The sequence below is a fragment of the Pedobacter sp. BAL39 genome, from assembly GCF_000170795.1.
Lineage (GTDB): Bacteria > Bacteroidota > Bacteroidia > Sphingobacteriales > Sphingobacteriaceae > Pedobacter.
In genome coordinates this window covers 193,324-209,928 of record NZ_ABCM01000008.1, presented here as the reverse complement: position 1 = coordinate 209,928, position 16,605 = coordinate 193,324, and the positions used below count along the sequence as shown (strand labels likewise).

Sequence of the window (16,605 nt, the reverse complement as noted above, 5' to 3'; positions counted from 1 at the left end):
GCAATCCTATGAAACGAATCGCACTGATATTGTTCGCCTGCATCGCCCTCGCAGGATCTTCCTATGCACAAACAGCAAAGGAAACAGTAAAATTATATAACCCTGAGGCTAATGCCAAAGCAGACATTGCCAAAGCGGTAGCGAAAGCAAAAAAAGAGGGTAAACATGTGTTCATCCAGGTAGGTGGGAACTGGTGCCCATGGTGCATCGCCTTCCATAAACTGGTAGATGCCACGCCTGAGCTGAAAACTTTACTGAACGACAACTACGAGACCGTACTCCTCAACTACAGTAAGGAAAATAAAAATGAGGCCGTCATGGCTGAACTGGGCTACCCCGGTCGTTTTGGCTACCCAGTATTTGTCATCCTAGATGGTAATGGCCAGCGCCTGCATACGCAAAACTCAGCCTACCTCGAAGAAGGAAAAGGTCATAGTGTAAAAAAGGTAACAGAGTTTCTCACAGGATGGGCTCCCGCAGCATTGAAACCGGAGAATAACAAATAGTTATTCTCCGCTATAATTTTAAATAAGCGTAATCCTTGTAGACAAGTTAATCCTTGTAAATAAGCTTACTCCCCATCGCCGTACTTAAAGAAGGTATTCACGGTAACAGGCAGCCTTCCTGTGGCAATCAGTTGATTTTTGATCACCGATGCCGCAGCATGCTGCATAAAATCTTCTTTCTGATAGGCCACCAGCAGCCCTTTGCTTTTTTCCAGGCCCGGCAGTGTGGCCAGGTTATACGGGTTTGCAAAAAGTGCGAACATCGCATTCTTAGTCGCCATATTTTTCAGGAAAGCCTTCAGGTCTGCACTCAGCACCATTCCGTTTGACGGGCGGCTCCGCGTATCATGGATGCCAATCACCACCTGATCAAAAGCATCAATCTCACGAACTACCTTTGCAATGGTGTTGGCATTGGCATTTTTGTCTATGGAATAAAACACGGAATTTGGATAATGGCTACCCAGGTCGCGCTGGAAGGTGGTAACTTCTGGAGTCCCCACACTGATGATCACCGTTCTGCGCAGGGGCGAAAAGCTTCTGACATGCGACTGCCCGCCTTTGAGCATGGTCATGGATGCATTGGCGAGCTCTTGCACCAGGGCATAACTCTCCGGTCTGTTCACACCTGCAAAAACATTATGCTCATTAATGGTATCCTTTACACTTAAACCAGCCCAATATTTAGCCGTCAGCACCTTACGGACACTGGCGTCAATCTGGTCCATGCTGATCCGACCCTCGGCAACAGCCTTGCGCACCAGCTTTACCGCACGCGCGCTATTTTCGGAAAGCTCCAGGATGTCGTTGCCGGCAATCAGCCCCATCACATCCGCTTCTCCATCTTTAAAAAACTTGACCACACCCTTCATCTCCATGGCATCGGAAATTACCAGTCCTTTAAATCCAAGCTGCTCCTTCAGGATGCCCGTAACAATGGGTTTTGATAAGGTCGATGGCATATTGGGCGTCGGATCAAGCTTTGGAATATTCATATGCGCCACCATCACGCCGGCAGCTCCAGCATTGATCAGCTCCTTAAAAGGATAAATTTCCAGGCTGTCCAGGCGCGCTTTTGTATAAGGGAGCACAGGAAGATCATAGTGTGAATCTACATCCGTATCCCCATGACCCGGAAAGTGTTTAATGCTCACCAACAGGCCACCATCCTGCATCCCTTTCATATAAGATGCCGACTTACGGGCCACATTATATTTGTCTTCTCCAAAAGAGCGGTAATTGATTACCGGATTTTTGGGATTGTTGTTTACATCCACATCCGGTGCCAGATTCATGTGCATGCCAATCCTTTGGTAGTCCTTAGCCACTTCCCGCCCCATACGATACAGCAGCTCTTGGTTCTGAATGGCACCAAGCGACATCTGATAGGGATAAGAAATCGTGCTGTCGAGTCGCATGCCCAGCCCCCACTCCCCATCGGAAGTAACCAGCAATGGGGTACGCGCCAACTTTTGATACCTGTTGGTCAGGATCGCCTGCCTGCCCGGCCCTCCCTGGAAGAATACCAGTCCGCCGATGCGTTCTCTCCGCACCACACGTGCTACAGAATCTTCATAGGCCTGACCAAGATTGGTATGTGCCCTGACAAAAAACAGCTGGGCAATCTTTCCACGTTTACTCAGCTTATTGAAAACTGAGTCCACCCATTCATTGGGGCGCTCCAGAGATTGCAGATAGGATGTTTTTGGGGCCTGCGCCCGCTGTGCTGTAGCGGTATATACTGCAGTAAGCATCAGCAGCGAGGTGGTGATGGTATGTTTAAGCTTCATTCAATGATGGTCTTGTTCAGGTGGACTGCCCTGAGGTGCGCAGCCCATCAAAGTTAAATAATATCAGCTGCTTTCCAATCCGCAGTATACATTCGAGAAATCTTTCTTTTCCAGGTCGCTTTTATGGATCACAAAGTAGATCTCCCCGGCGTCCCAAAAGTTAAAGCCGGTATTTCGATCGGAACTGACGCACAGGAGCACTGTCCATTCGTCAGGATCCCCCTTTTTATCGTCTACAGCTTCCATCTCCGGCGTGCCGTGCTGCTTGAATACATAAGAGTTTATCGTATGAACAGGATCTACGGAATGACCCTTTAAGCGGCTTTCCAGTTCTTCCGTTTCATCGTACAATTCTTCGAGCTCCGATAGCTCCGGGTATAAACTTCTGGCATTGTAGAGGTTGGGGATGCTGGCGTATTTTCCAGATTCCGCCCTAAAAGGGGTATAGATGCCATTGTCATCGTAAATAAACTCCGGATCGATATCCAATGCCGCGGCGGACTGTAGATCCTTATCCTCGACATCGTAATACCATACCTGCGGCCCCATCTCTTCCTGATCTTTGATAAAAAAATAAAGTATGCCCTTCCTGGGCAGGTAATCCTGCAGATGGGCAACATCCGCACAATTGATTTGCGCGATGAACTGCAGTCCCTGTTCATTTCCATCAGCGTCAGTAAAGAAAGGATAATTTACACCAGCAGGTAAGTCTGGCAGCCCCCCAAAACGGTGGTTTCCTTTTTCCGAGTAATCGTCTTCAGTTGTTGTCGCCAGCGCCACTGATTTACGGCTACGGTCGACTAGTCCTTCTTTGAACCTTGATAACCCTGAACCCTCAATCCCGGCTTCCAGTATCTTCAGCAACTCAGAATCCTGCTTCGCATAAAAGCGTTGATCATCATAAGCAACTGTTCCAAGACCATCAGCACCCTTATAAGTATAATCCAGCAGGCTTCTTTTCTTTTCCAGCTCCAGGTATAACCTCGGGATCTTATCCAGTCCGGCAGGCAGTTGTTTCAGTGGATTCTCCTCAATATTCAGATATTTTAAACGCAGCACCGATTCGGGTACTGAGCTCAGCTGGTTGCCTGACAGCACCAGGGTGTCCAGTCGCGGAGGTAATGCCTGGTGAATGGAGCCCAGTTGATTGCCGCTGAGGTAGAGGTTCTTCAATACCGGCAGCTGCAAGATATACGGATGGATCCCTTCTACCTGACTGCCGGACAAACGTATGGTTTCCAGCTTTTTCAGATCGCCCAGCCATTTTGGAAGACTGTCCAGCGCCGTAACGCCGGTCAGCGACAACTCTGTCAGCTCCCCGAAACGTTTTATTGCGACAGGTACCTCTTTAAAGTCGCCGGCCTGCTTGCTGTCGCCCGGAAAGTCAATGGACAACATCCGAAGATGGGTCAATGGCTGAAGGGTTTCATGGATCAACCCGGGATAAGGATCTTTCAGCCATAGCTGATGTACTATGGCTGGTTTAGCAGTGTCGACCTCCTGTTCTGAGAGAAAGCGATATTTTGTCCAGTCCAGCTGATCTGTAGGCAGCTTTACCGCCAGGCGCACCGGGTATTCATTGAAATAGCCATTGATGCCCAGCCAGCCATCTTCCAGCGTCACCTCTGCGCTGAGCTCCTGCAAATAATGAAAACCTCCTTTCCATAAGTAGGACAAATAGGTGTTTTCTTTTTCTTTCTCAAATGAAAACCTGCCGGTGGGTATCCCAGCATTGTAAATGCCCTTAAAATAAAACTGAAGGTAGACCTTTCTGTCCTCATAATCGTTGATGAGGTCACTTTGTTCCTGATCCATGTCATCAGGTGCCAGCCCGTCGATCCTCACATACAAGGCACCGTCGCCATCTGAAATGGAGAGTTCAGGCTGCGCGGTAAGGACAAAAGTATGATCACCAATTTGCCAGTGCTCCCTGCCATCTGCCGGAACGGCAAAAGACTCGACCTCCTTTTTTTCTTCCGTGGCGGATGTTGTCGTATCGGTCTGGTATTTGGAAAAAAGGGCCTCAATTGCTTCCTGCTGTTTCTTCCATGCCTCCGCAGGGTTGCCGAAATACTGAAGGCTTTCGAATATTTTATCAAACAATGGCTCATAAAATTCTCGTGAGACACTTTCACAATCACCGATAAAGGTGTAGCAGAACTGACTGCTGACAGGCAACACACCGAAATAGTAGAAATATCCTTCGGGCGACTTCACCGTTCTGATCTCAGCCCGGGCACCGGCAACGGGTAATGTTTTGTCTGCGATCAGGTCCACAATACCGCGTTGCTCCAGACAGCTTGCTCTAAATTTTGCAGGAAGGTCATCTCCTTTGTATTTGTCGTAGAAACTGAGCTCCTGTAAGCCGACATTAATATAAGAAAGGTAGTCGTTATCTTTTCTGTGTTCGGCCTGAATGCTTTCCCATGAAATGCGGATATGCTCATATAAAGTAGGAAAACTGACGCTGAGTGTTTCTGTGGAAGTAGTTTGCATCGGATCTTATCTTATCATCAGGAATTTAATTCATTACTGCAGATCTTAACAAAAAAAGGCCGGAATTGATTCCGAAAATAGCATTTTTCGGATGACAATAGCAACCCGGCCGGTATTCTCCCATAAAAAAAGGGTGCTCCCCAGGCTTCAATAGCCGGAAGCACCCTCTCCAAAGGTAATGTGATTAAAACTTTAGTCCCAGACCAACAGAGAACACCTGGTTTCTATATTCAGGAGTTTCTCTTGATCCGTCTTCATTATTTTTCTGGAAGTCCAGGGCATAACGGCCATGGATGTCTACTTTGTCATTAATGTCATATCTGAAACCAATCAGACCACCTACGAGGCTTTTCTTAAAGCGGTCTGACTTATCTTCAATGATGGTTTCCTCAACAGTACCGAAACCGCTGTCAAACTTATTGTTCGTTTTAGTCAGGAAAGATACCTGAGGACCTGCAACCAGGTTCAATCCACTTCCACCAAGATTGATTGTTGCAAGGATTGGAATATCGATGAAGTGTGTGGTCTGCGTGAAGTTACCAAAAGCCGTTTCTGCTTTGTAACCTTTTGTAGCATACAACAACTCCGGCGTAAATGCCAGTCCGGTAATCAATGGAATATCCAATGTAATACCGGCATTGAAACCAGGATTTACTTTAGTATCAAAATCATTGTTTCCATCACCTTTAATGATGTCAGGAATGTTTAAACCTGCTTTAACACCCAACCTAATTGGGCTCTGTGCGCTTGCAGCAGTTGCTGCGAAAAGGCCGATGGCCAAAATAATTATCTTTTTCATGTTGTGTAGTTTTATAAACAGCAACATGAAAGAAATGTGCCAATCCGCTTTAGGACGAAGCTCAAACTCGTTGTTGCAACACACAAAACACCGATTAACAGCTCATAAAACAATTATTCTTAAATTTTGTGGCTACCGCTAACCGGCCATATCAGCTGCCAAAAAATGTATCAAATTTGATACAAAGGCAGTCGGCAGACGCTGGTTTGAGAATAACATCAGACAAATAATAAGGTCAGGCAAACAAATATTACACTGATACCAGCGAATACTAAACAGGGCTTTAACTATCGGAAAGTATACTGACCTTTAGATTATAACAATTGATCAGCAGAAATTAACTATCTAAATACATCAACAATGAACACTAGAGAATTGACCTACAGAAGTGACTATGGTCTTTATGGGGCGATCGTCGGGGTGATCGGCATCGCAGGCATGGGTTTTAGCGCCGTCAATAGAATTGAGCAGATCCGCTACAGGAACATCCGCCTGGATTTCCTTCCTTACCCATGGCCAAATGTAATCCTCTTCGGTATAGGCTTGTTTCTACTGTTGCTGACCATCCACAATCTACTGAAAACAAAAGCCTTCAACAGCAATCAAAAGAAAATTGTCCTTGGCGATCAAAGTTTCCGCTTTACCCGGGTGGAGGGTTACAAGGGAGTGCTCACAGAGGTGAACTATCATACCATCACCGCTGTGGACATCAATACCGAGTCTGACGAAGAGGAAATCAACATTCATGCTCCTTCAATGGGACTAAAATATGCCTTTGATGCCGACGACTTTCTTTCGAAAAGCGACTACCAGAGTTTTGTGGAGGAGATCAAAAGAAAAGCAGATCAGGCAACCATCAAGATATCATCCTAAACCTCTAATACATCTCCCTATGTCTAACGCCAGTTTTTTTAAAAAAATGAGCTCGCTGTTTACAGCACTCTCCGGCAAAAAATACCGTACAGATACTGCCGCTCAAGCGCTCAGCCCACAGCAGCAAACCGCACTATGGAGTGGCGCCAACATGAGCCTCGACGGCATCATCGGCATTGCCGAAGACCTGATGAAAGACAGCCCCTGGACACAACATAGACTCTCGTAGATTAACCCCTCCCCTAATGAACCGAAAAGCCTGCAGATCATATTGATTGCAGGCTTTCGGCGTTGATATCACCCCCCGGAGATCACCACCGTAAACGGTTAAATAATTGATATTGCAAAACTATTGCTTCAAAAAGAATCAATGGTAAGCAGTATTTTTATAATCTGCAAATTTTCTATGCTTTTTGTCTAAATACTTTCTATTTTAGGGGGCAATGCAATACCTCATAGAACGTAGCAAAGAGGCCTGGGCCAAGTTTTTACCACACATCTCCATAGACAGTGTGGTATTTGGTTTCCATGAGGGAGAGATCAAAGTCCTGTTGCTAAAAATGAAGGACGCTACGAAGTGGCAGCTTCCAGGTGGCTACCTGCTAAAAGAAGAAGACCTGGATGCAGCTGCGTATAGAGTTTTAAAGGAACGCAGCGGTGCCGACAAAGTCTTTCTGCATCAGTTTGGCGTAATGGGTGCGCCCAATCGTTCGCAAGGTTTTTTTGAAGATCATGAGGATGGTTTGTGGAACAAACAGCGTTTCCTTACCGTCGGTTATTATGCTTTAGTAGACAATACAGAGATTAAGGCTGTTCCGGATGACATTTCCGACTTCTGCGAGTGGAAGCAGTTGAATGAGCTTCCGGAGATGGCGATGGACCATGGAGAGATCATTGACAAGGCGCTGGAAGCGCTGCGGTTGCATCTAAACTATAAACCCATTGGATACAACCTGCTTCCTTCGGCGTTTACCATGCCTGAGCTGCAGAAGCTCTATGAGACCATTCTGAATAAAAAGCTGAACAGGGGCAATTTCTACCGGAAGATGACTTCTTTTAACATCCTGAAGAAACTCGATGAAACCAGACGCGGGGGCGCACATAAAGCACCCAACCTCTATGAGTTTGACGTTGATAAATACAATGCCGCGCTAAAAGATGGCCTTCAACCACTTTGGTAGGTTTTCGCAGAAGATAGCTACAACCTGTCCGTTTCAGATTTCAATCCCGATTCCTTATCCTTTGGCGCTTTTATTTTGGCGTTTCCAAGGTTATAACTGAAGTTGAGTTTCACCTGACGTGATTCTACATAACCATAGTTCCTGATGTAATAACCGCTGTAGTAGCTGGTGGCATCCCACGTGTTGCCCAGGAAAACATCTGTAAATGACAGTCCGACTTTAGCCTGGTCATTCATAAAACCTCGCTGGAAGCCAATATCTACCTGACTGTTGTGCCGGGAGATATCATTTGCCCCACCCAGTCGTTTTGTATTAAAAACTGTTGCCAGTTCCGCTTTGATCTGCCATGGCAAACGTATGGTCTGCTGAACGTTGAGACTTCCCGCTACTCTTTTCAAATTGAAATGCCGATTATCATCAAAAGCGATCTCATTGTGTTTGTAATACATCAGTGCATTGATGCTAAGCTCCCAGGCATCTATTAACCTGATCTGCTGAATCAGGTTGAGCGCAACCTGCTGTTGAGTTCCGAGGTTTCTGGGCTGCATGACCACCTTATCTGCTCCAAGGGTGTCTGTGATCTGGGCGAAATAATCGCCAATGCGTGAAAATGACAAGTCAAAAATTGTCTTTTTGAGCTGATACTGCAGGGAGATGCGCTGGGTCTTTTGCGGCAGCAGGTAAGCATTTCCTTTAAGGGAAGATATGCCGTCGAGTGGCTGATCAAAGGGATTGAGGTCCTGATAAGCAGGTCTGTCAATCCTTCTGCCATAGATGAGTGACAATCGTTGTTCTTCATCAATTTTCAGCTCCAGCGCAATTGACGGAAAGCCATTGAGGTAGTTCCTTTTGATCTCCCCGTTCTGCTGCCCCTGGTTTTGTGCGGTGATCAATGTTCCCGTAGCATTGGTCTGTTCAAGGCGCATGCCTGCCTGCAGGGACAAATTGTTGCCGAGCTGATGTTCATACTGAACATAACTGCTGAAGATGCGCTCCTTAAAATTAAAGTCATTTGAACCGGCCTGATCCAGCTCCTCGCTATCTCCAGTCAGACGGTATAAGTCGAAAAGATTTCCCGAGATGACACTTGAATATTTCAGGCCGAGCGACAGCTTCCCAGCCCCCAGTTTCTGCTCATAACCTCCTGAGAAAGCATAAAGGTCAATATCTCTGCCTGTCAGAATCCTATTGCTGTTTCTTTCCGCCACCGAACCATCGGGCAGGTAGTATGTGTTTGGCTGTAAATTGCCGGTACCAGACCTGAAGGTACCATAATCCAGGTCGAGCTGGAACCGCGTGCCAAGCGTATCTTCATAGCGATAGTTGAGGTTGGTATTGTATCTTTTTGATGACTGATGATAATAATCACTTTCCGAGAACAGCGTATTCTTCAGCAAGCCCGTAGTGAGGTCACTGATGGCGGTATTTGTATAGATTGATCCACCACCAAAGAGAAAATTACCGGTCAGCTGGCCACCGATGCTGTGTCGGTCGTTCAGTTGGTAATCCAGTCCAAGACCAGAAGCAATGGATTGACGTTTGTCGGTATCCTTAGACCAGCCACGGTAAGCCGTACCAGATTCATCACGATCCATACCATACCGAAGGCCGAAGTTGCCGACATTGTGACTATAATTACCAAAAACATTGAGTTTCTTTTGCCGGTAGTTGAAGGATAACGCACTGTTGTTTTTCAAGCTGAAGCCATAACCGAGACCTGTACTGAAAGTGCCATTCCAACCTTCGTTTTCATTCTTCTTCAGCACGATATTGATGATCCCTCCCGAACCAGCTGCATCGTATTGTGCCGAGGGATTGTTGAGTACCTCTATGGACTTCACATTGGTGGCAGGCAGGGATTTCAACAGATCGGCAAGCTCGGCAGGCTGCATATAGGTTTGCTTACCATTCAGAAGCACCAAGGCCCCTTCCCTTCCAGCAATGCCGATGACATTGTCGCTGGACACAACGACTCCAGGTGCCTTACGCAGTACCTCCAGCACATTTGATCCCTGGGCATTAATGCCAGCAGCAACATTATAGATGATCTTGCCGCCGGTAGCCTGTATCAATGGAGGCGTACGCTGTCCTTTTACGCTGACCTCCGACAAGTCCTTTCCATCTCTCAGCACAATAGGATCGAGGTTGAGGTTTCCAGAAACCAGGATGGTATCGCTTTCATAAACATTAAATCCCACATAGCTTATCAGCAAGCGAAGCGTCATTTTTCCCAGCACCACCGAAAACCTCCCTTCCCGATCTGTGACAGCTTTCTGGAAAATCTTCCCATTACGCATATCGATGAGGCTAACTGAAGCGCCCGGTAAGGGCTGATTTTTTTGATCCATTACCAGTCCACGGAGTGCAAAGGGCGCCGGATTCTGTGCAAGGGCAGACTTTGTCCACATCATGATAAACACTACCAATAACAATCGACAGCATTTTTGCCAGGTATTCATTTTTGTCATTCTGAACGGCAGTAATTTGAGTGTTTTATAAAAGTGCAATACTAAGCAAACTAATTTACTATAAATGAAAGAAATGAGATATATGACCTATATCAGGAAGCATCCAAGACCGGCTTAAGTTCGATCACTGAAGCTATCCAACCTACATCAAATCCGCATATACTCCACGTTTATACCACATTTTCTAAGCAAAAGGTAGACTGGATATGCGGTTGATGTAAATTACATTTGCATCGTATAGGAAGTTATATTTAACTTAGTATAAAGTTAATCGCTAATTACAATTAATGAACTCATGGCAAGAATAGTAGGAGAAAATATTATAGGCGCCGTTGGACCAGTGGTTTTCAGTGAACACCGTGGGGTCAATACACTAAGAGCCAAAAACGGTCCAAAAGCAGGTAAGCAAACCGAGCAAACTAAAAATTCCGCCAGTCTGTTCGGTGATGCCAGCAAGTTTGCAGCCCAGATCCGTTATCAGCTGGACGGTTCGCTGCATTTCATACCAGACGGCGAAATGGTCAACCGCTTAAACCGGCAGATGGGCATCATTTTAAGGAGGCATTGCGACAAGGACACGCTGAACTATGATTTTCATGCACGCTCATTTAAGTCGTTGGTGGGCTTTGAATTCAATATGAAATCTCAGCTGAAGGAGCTGTTATGGACACTTCCGGATACACGCTTGCTGAACGGCAAACTTCGTGTCACACTTCCTCAGATCGACATCAAAAAGGATCTTTATTTCCCGGATAATGCCAATTCCTGCACGGTTTTCCTCAATATCCAATGCAGTGCGCTGAAAGATAAATACGAAAAAATACCGACCTATGAGATGAGCCCCATTCTTGAGATCTCAAAGGAAGATACTCATACCATAGCACAGGAATGGACTTTTGACGTTCCTGAAGGCTGTTACTGCATCACTTCCATTGCGCTCAACTACCACTACAAATGGCCCAGATACCAGCTGTCGGTAAACTCACCGGAGATGAGCCCTGCCATGATCTGCGATTTCAGTGTTAACCCTGGCACATTTGCGGGGAAACCCGACAAAACCTGGTGGGAGGGACAGTTCTACTTCGAAGACAAAGCACCCAAACCAGCCAAAACTAAAGCCAAAAAGAACAGTTATATTGTGCTCTCAGATGATGATATACAGGCCGGTGCCGAACAAACAAACAATACCATTTCAGCCCCTCAGCCAGAAACAGCCCCCTACTGCCTGAGTGCAGCCCTGGATGGAAACAACCCCTTCCTCACGTTTACCTCAGCAGGAAACCATTCGGGCCCTGCAGGCACAACTAACGCAGCTAGCGGACAAACTGCAGATCCACAGGGGCAAGAACCTGAATTGATTACCAATAATGTCCAGTCACCAACAATACCGGAGGCAAATCAGACCAGATCATCAACAAAACCGGCTTTGGCATCGCCCTGGTACCCTGCAAAAAACATCAGTATTAAAATCCCAAATCCCAAACAATCAGGTCAAACACCTCCCGCTAACCATCAGGATCAAAGCAAGCATAAGGAAGAAGATGGTTGATCCAGAATCCAGGCGCTCAGAAATGGACGGCCCGATAATGTTTAAAGTAAACCCTTCGGATGGAGTCGGATGGAGAGAGATGGTTTAAGGCGCAGAAAGAAATTTAATTTGCTTTGAAGACGTGCAAATCTTTGCCCTTCAGCAAAGATTTGGGTCTGAAAAGGAATTTAAATTTTTTTCAATACAGGAACTTTCAAACGAACTACCTAAATTGCTTTGAAACAATGAGAGATCAGCCAGGTTATCTTTTAGAGGTCAATTTTGACATACCGCAGGAACTGAGGCAGTCCTACCCTTACAACTTGCCTGTACTTCGCACATTGAAGACCCTAAAATTCCATCCCAGTGTTACTTATATCATTGGAGAAAATGGACTGGGGAAATCGACATTGATGGAGGCCATTGCGGTTTACCTTGGCTTTAATCCCGAAGGCGGCAGTAAAAACTTTAATTTCAATACCTATGCATCCCATTCAGCCCTGCATGAACACATCAGGGTAGCCAAAAGTCACCGGCGGATCTCCGATGGTTTCTTTCTCCGTGGGGAGAGTTTTTACAACCTCGCCTCCGAAATTGAGGCTTTGGACAAAGGATCATCCTATGGCGGCAAGGTAATCGATTCTTACGGAGGGATCTCCCTGCATGAGCTGTCACACGGGGAATCCTTCTGGGCTTTATTCATGAACCGGTTTAGTGGAAGCGGGATTTACCTGCTCGATGAGCCCGAATCTGCCTTATCAGTACAACGTCAGATGGCGATGTTGTCCCGCATTCACCAATTGGTTGGCAAAGGTGCACAGTTTCTCATTGCCACACACTCGCCGATTTTACTTGCTTATCCCGACTCCATCATCTACCAGTTGAGTACGGAAGGAATTGAACATAAAAAGTATCAGGAGACCGAGTTGTTTTCAATATCCAAGGCATTTATAAACGACCCGGACCGCATGTTATCCATACTTCTGCAACAATCAGACGATTAGAAAAACTTTCTTTTGATTCAGTTTGTAGTAATTATTGATTTTCATCAATTGCTATAAATGTAAGTATTATGGAAAATGAGAACAAGATACTGATTGCCGAATTAGAAAAGCTACTAAAAGGCGGGGGTGCTCACGTTGGATTGAAGGACGCTATTGCCGACCTGGACCTGGCCTTGGTGGGCGAGCAGCCACATGGCTTACCTTACAGCATCTGGCAGCTGGTAGAACACATCCGCATTGCGCAGTGGGATATGCTGGAATTTTGCAAAGATGGAAACCATCAATCCCCAAAATGGCCGGATGAATACTGGCCAAAGGAGACTGCTCCGGCAGATGCGGCCGCCTGGGAAAAAAGCTTACGACAGATCGATGATGACCTGGAAGAGTTCAGGACGCTCCTCCACAGTAGCAACCTATACAAACCGATCCCCCATGGTGACGGCCAGACGGTACTGCGTGAGGCACTTCAAATCGCCGACCACACCGCATATCACATTTCAGAAATTATTGTTATCAGGCGCCTCTTAGGGGCCTGGAAGTCCTGAGCACTGTAAGTCTCCATCAGCAATTACAATTCAATTCTCTACAATTCATTTCTATTTGCTCATCATAAAAACACCAGATCATGTTTAAAAACAGCAAAGCATTCAGCGGATTTTCCGTTGATCATATTCAGAAGGCAAAAGCATTTTACCGCGACATCCTCGGCCTAGAAGTAGAAGACAGCCCAATGGGCGTACTTCAGGTACACCTTGCAGGTTCCAGCGACCTGTTGATTTACCCGAAGGAGAACCATGAGCCGGCGACATTTACCGTGCTTAACTTTCCGGTAGATAATGTGGATGACGCTGTAAGGGAACTCACTGAAAAGGGTGTTCATTTTGAACATTACGACGAACCCGGCATTAAAACCGATGACAAAGGTATTGCCCGGGGAGAAGGCCACGCTATTGCCTGGTTTAGAGATCCTGCAGGGAATATATTATCAGTGATCCAGGAACCATTATCATAAAGGCGAAATGACTACTTCTGTCCTACTGCACCCAGATGTGTGTATTTAAACCCCTGGCTCAGCTTCAGGCCATAACCCATTACGCGGTCAAGGCTGCTGTGTCCAAGTAAAATCAGCCCTGCCAGTTCCAGAAAAGGTTGCTGTGTCAGCAATCCAATTCCTGCCACCACTACCGCGATGAGCTGATGGTGAAAGATGTTGTAGGTAATGGCTCCAACCTTATTGTTCAGTAAGTAGCCAAACATACTGATATCCGGTGCCAGAAATAATAATATCCATACCCACCATGTGAAGCTAATGGGCAAAAGATTGATCAATGTTATTGAAATCAGAAATGGGACGATGGTCTCAACCTGAATGAGCTTTTTCATATTTGTTGCTTTTTGATAGTTCAAAGATCAGCCGTCAGCAACTATTAAAACGTTAACAAAAGATAATAAAAAAGAAAGCACATCATTTACTAGTCAGCCGCTTACGGATACGGCTCAGGCTAACAGGAGTAATTCCTAGGTAGTTCGCAATGTAGTGCTGTGGGATTCTTTCGATAATTTTCTTTTTATTTCCTTCTATGAGTTTTACATACCGTTCTTCAGGACTGAGCATCAGCAATTCAGACATCCGTTCTTCCAACCCCATAGCCAGATACTCGGCGAGAATACGTCCGAAGCGCTCCCAGGCATGAGATTCGTCATATAGGGAGACCAATACGTCGTATGGAAAGCTCAATAACCGGCAATCGGTAAGCGCCTCAATTGTCACCAACGATGCCGCGCCGTTAAGCGCACTGAAATAAGAACCTGTCAGGTGGTTTTCGAAGTAGAAGTATGTCGTCTTTTCTTCACCATTGCGGATGTAGTAGTGTCTCATGTTCCCTTCTAGGATAAATCCCAGGTACTGTTCCTTTTTCCCCTCGGTGATCCAGTGTTCTCCTTTTGCTAAGTTGCGATAGGTGACAAAAGGAGATAATAACCCCCAGTCTTCATCATTCAACGGCACAAATCGAGTTAAAGCGGTTCTAAACTTAAGCAGCTCTTTTTCATCCATCAGCGCTAATTTATGAAATTAATGATCATACCTAAAGGCCTGAAAAATAACATGACAGGTTACATTAGAGACGTTTTACTATTATGAAGCCATAATAGATCCGGATTCATATCTTGATAAAACAGACATAGACCATCCACCTATGTATAAAAACTAAGTCAAAAAAAAGCCTTTAGAGATGATCTAAAGGCTTTGTCTACTTTTAATCTGCGGAGAGAGAGGGATTCGAACCCTCGATACCCTTTTGAGGTATACACACTTTCCAGGCGTGCTCCTTCAACCACTCGGACACCTCTCCATTTTGCGGATTGCAAAAGTAGAAAAAAAATTGAATTCTACAGTATATTATTCAATAACTGTGATTTTCAACATATTTGTTTTACCCATCTTCTCCATTGGGATGGCTGCGGTATTGATGATGACATCACCTTTTTTGACCAGTTTGTACTCTTTAAGCAGAGCATTAACGTCCAGAATGGTTTCATCAGTACTCTCAAATTTGTCGTAATAGAAACCCTGAACCCCCCAAACAAGGCTCAAAGTATTTAACAGCGATTTGTTGCTGGTAAAAATATAAGTTAATGCTTTAGGCCTGTGGCTGGAGATTTCAAATGCAGTGTAACCACTTACTGTCATTGAAACGATACCAACAGCGTTGGTCTGTTTGGACAAGAAGGTTGCACTGTCACATAAAGCATCGCTCAGGAAGCTCTCAGACTTAGGCTTAAGGAACTTTTCAGGGTGGAACGGATAATTGTTCACCTCGATGTTCTGAATGATTTTCTGCATGGTCTCGATAACGATCAGCGGAAACTCCCCTACAGAAGTCTCACCGCTCAGCATCACGGCATCAGCACCATCCAATACAGAGTTGGCAACGTCATTCACCTCAGCACGTGTTGGCCTAGGTGTAGTGATCATACTTTCCAGCATCTGCGTAGCGATGATGACCGGTTTAGAAGCCGCACGGCATTTCTGAACGATCATTTTTTGCAGCAAAGGAACTTCTTCCATTGGCATTTCCACTCCGAGGTCACCACGTGCAACCATGATACCATCTGAAACAGCGATGATCTCATCGATATTGGCAATGGCTTCAGGTTTTTCAATTTTGGCAATTACACGGGCGGTTTTGCCTCTTTCTTTGATGATATCTTTTAATTCGGTGATGTCTTCTGCATTTCTCACAAAAGAAAGACCGATCCACTCCACATCATTCTGAAGTACAAACTCCAGGTTTTTGCGGTCTTCGATGGTCAGGGAAGGAATAGAAACTTTAGTGTTTGGCAGGTTTACCCCTTTTCTTGAAGTCAGGATACCACCATGAACAACCTCACAAACCACTTCATCTTCAAAGTTGGTTTCCACGACTCTCATTTGCAGTTTCCCATCATCCAGAAGGATGATTTCACCAGCTTTAACGTCTTTAGGAAAAGTCTCGTAAGTGATGTAGATGCGTTCCTCATTACCGATACACTCTTTGGTAGTAATGATGGTTTTGTTACCGTTAACCAAGTGAATACCACCATCTTTCACCATCCCTATACGTATTTTCGGGCCCTGTAAATCTGCCAGGATACCTACATTGTAGTTGTGTTTTTCATTGAGGTTACGAATGGTGTCAAGCACGACCTGGTGGTCTGCCTGGGAACCGTGAGAGAAGTTAAGTCTGCAAACGTCTAATCCGGCGTTAAACATGCTGTACAAAACTTCAGGCTTAGCTGATGCTGGCCCGAGGGTCGCTACGATTTTTGTTCTGGAATGAAATGGTTTCATCTTGGTTACTTAAAGTTATTGTCCACCAACAAGACGACGGTTTTTGACCTCAAAAACCATTGTTGGCCTCATTATTATTGTTATTTTTATGACTTTGTAGAATCAAATATAGTGTATTTAATACACCT

General features: G+C 45.5%; 15 protein-coding genes and 1 tRNA gene. 8 read left to right on the top strand and 8 right to left on the bottom strand.

Annotated elements, in window-relative coordinates; all coding sequences use genetic code 11:
- The first annotated feature begins 8 nt into the window (after window positions 1-8).
- Complete coding sequence (locus tag PBAL39_RS12655; protein ID WP_008242013.1) at window positions 9-506, top strand: thioredoxin family protein; 498 nt, start codon at window positions 9-11, stop codon at window positions 504-506.
- Between the two features lie 65 nt (window positions 507-571).
- On the opposite strand, the gene PBAL39_RS12650 is transcribed toward PBAL39_RS12655, so the two are convergent.
- From PBAL39_RS12650 to PBAL39_RS12640, 3 genes are all read right to left on the bottom strand, one after another.
- Entirely contained in the window at window positions 572-2,296 is a 1,725-nt protein-coding gene (locus tag PBAL39_RS12650) for a glycoside hydrolase family 3 protein (RefSeq protein WP_008242012.1), read from the bottom strand.
- A 63-nt stretch (window positions 2,297-2,359) separates the two neighbouring features.
- Complete coding sequence (locus tag PBAL39_RS12645; protein WP_008242011.1) at window positions 2,360-4,792, bottom strand: DUF1963 domain-containing protein; 2,433 nt, start codon at window positions 4,790-4,792, stop codon at window positions 2,360-2,362.
- Between the two features lie 184 nt (window positions 4,793-4,976).
- On the bottom strand, window positions 4,977-5,591 hold the full coding sequence (locus PBAL39_RS12640) for a porin family protein (protein WP_039866545.1): 615 nt from the start codon (window positions 5,589-5,591) through the stop codon (window positions 4,977-4,979).
- 360 nt (window positions 5,592-5,951) lie between these two features.
- Here PBAL39_RS12640 and PBAL39_RS12635 point away from each other — a divergent pair, with 360 nt between their 5' ends.
- The 3 genes from PBAL39_RS12635 (at window position 5,952) to PBAL39_RS12625 (ending at window position 7,645) form a co-directional block, all read left to right on the top strand.
- Window positions 5,952-6,464, top strand: a complete 513-nt coding sequence (locus PBAL39_RS12635) for a hypothetical protein (protein ID WP_008242009.1) — start codon at window positions 5,952-5,954, stop codon at window positions 6,462-6,464.
- A 19-nt stretch (window positions 6,465-6,483) separates the two neighbouring features.
- Window positions 6,484-6,693 carry a hypothetical protein gene (locus PBAL39_RS12630; RefSeq protein ID WP_008242002.1) on the top strand — a complete coding sequence of 70 codons (210 nt, stop codon included), beginning with the start codon at window positions 6,484-6,486 and terminating at the stop codon, window positions 6,691-6,693.
- Window positions 6,694-6,907: 214 nt separating this feature from the next.
- Window positions 6,908-7,645, top strand: coding sequence for an NUDIX domain-containing protein (locus PBAL39_RS12625; protein WP_008242001.1), 738 nt, complete (start codon window positions 6,908-6,910; stop codon window positions 7,643-7,645).
- Window positions 7,646-7,662: 17 nt separating this feature from the next.
- Here the strand turns inward: PBAL39_RS12625 and PBAL39_RS12620 are convergent, their stop codons facing one another.
- Window positions 7,663-10,056, bottom strand: a complete 2,394-nt coding sequence (locus tag PBAL39_RS12620; protein WP_198139817.1) for an outer membrane beta-barrel protein — start codon at window positions 10,054-10,056, stop codon at window positions 7,663-7,665.
- A 352-nt stretch (window positions 10,057-10,408) separates the two neighbouring features.
- On the opposite strand from PBAL39_RS12620, the gene PBAL39_RS12615 reads away from it, so the two are divergent.
- The 4 genes from PBAL39_RS12615 (at window position 10,409) to PBAL39_RS12600 (ending at window position 13,657) form a co-directional block, all read left to right on the top strand.
- On the top strand, window positions 10,409-11,662 hold the full coding sequence (locus tag PBAL39_RS12615) for a hypothetical protein (protein ID WP_008241999.1): 1,254 nt from the start codon (window positions 10,409-10,411) through the stop codon (window positions 11,660-11,662).
- A gap of 224 nt (window positions 11,663-11,886) precedes the next feature.
- A complete protein-coding gene (locus PBAL39_RS12610; protein ID WP_008241998.1) occupies window positions 11,887-12,645 on the top strand; it encodes an AAA family ATPase in 759 nt (252 codons plus the stop codon).
- A 68-nt stretch (window positions 12,646-12,713) separates the two neighbouring features.
- Window positions 12,714-13,190, top strand: coding sequence for a DinB family protein (locus tag PBAL39_RS12605; protein ID WP_008241997.1), 477 nt, complete (start codon window positions 12,714-12,716; stop codon window positions 13,188-13,190).
- Window positions 13,191-13,270: 80 nt separating this feature from the next.
- Entirely contained in the window at window positions 13,271-13,657 is a 387-nt protein-coding gene (locus tag PBAL39_RS12600; protein ID WP_008241995.1) for a VOC family protein, read from the top strand.
- An 11-nt stretch (window positions 13,658-13,668) separates the two neighbouring features.
- Here the strand turns inward: PBAL39_RS12600 and PBAL39_RS12595 are convergent, their stop codons facing one another.
- The 4 genes from PBAL39_RS12595 to pyk all read right to left on the bottom strand — a co-directional run bounded on the left by PBAL39_RS12595 (window position 13,669) and on the right by pyk (window position 16,477).
- On the bottom strand, window positions 13,669-14,028 hold the full coding sequence (locus PBAL39_RS12595; RefSeq protein ID WP_008241994.1) for a DUF4260 domain-containing protein: 360 nt from the start codon (window positions 14,026-14,028) through the stop codon (window positions 13,669-13,671).
- An 82-nt stretch (window positions 14,029-14,110) separates the two neighbouring features.
- A complete protein-coding gene (locus tag PBAL39_RS12590) occupies window positions 14,111-14,653 on the bottom strand; it encodes a Crp/Fnr family transcriptional regulator (RefSeq protein ID WP_198139816.1) in 543 nt (180 codons plus the stop codon).
- Window positions 14,654-14,911: 258 nt separating this feature from the next.
- Window positions 14,912-14,999: transfer RNA gene (locus PBAL39_RS12585), tRNA-Ser, on the bottom strand.
- A 47-nt stretch (window positions 15,000-15,046) separates the two neighbouring features.
- Window positions 15,047-16,477: a pyruvate kinase gene (gene pyk, locus PBAL39_RS12580; protein WP_008241992.1), complete on the bottom strand. Its 1,431-nt coding sequence runs from the start codon at window positions 16,475-16,477 to the stop codon at window positions 15,047-15,049.
- Window positions 16,478-16,605 lie beyond the last annotated feature (128 nt).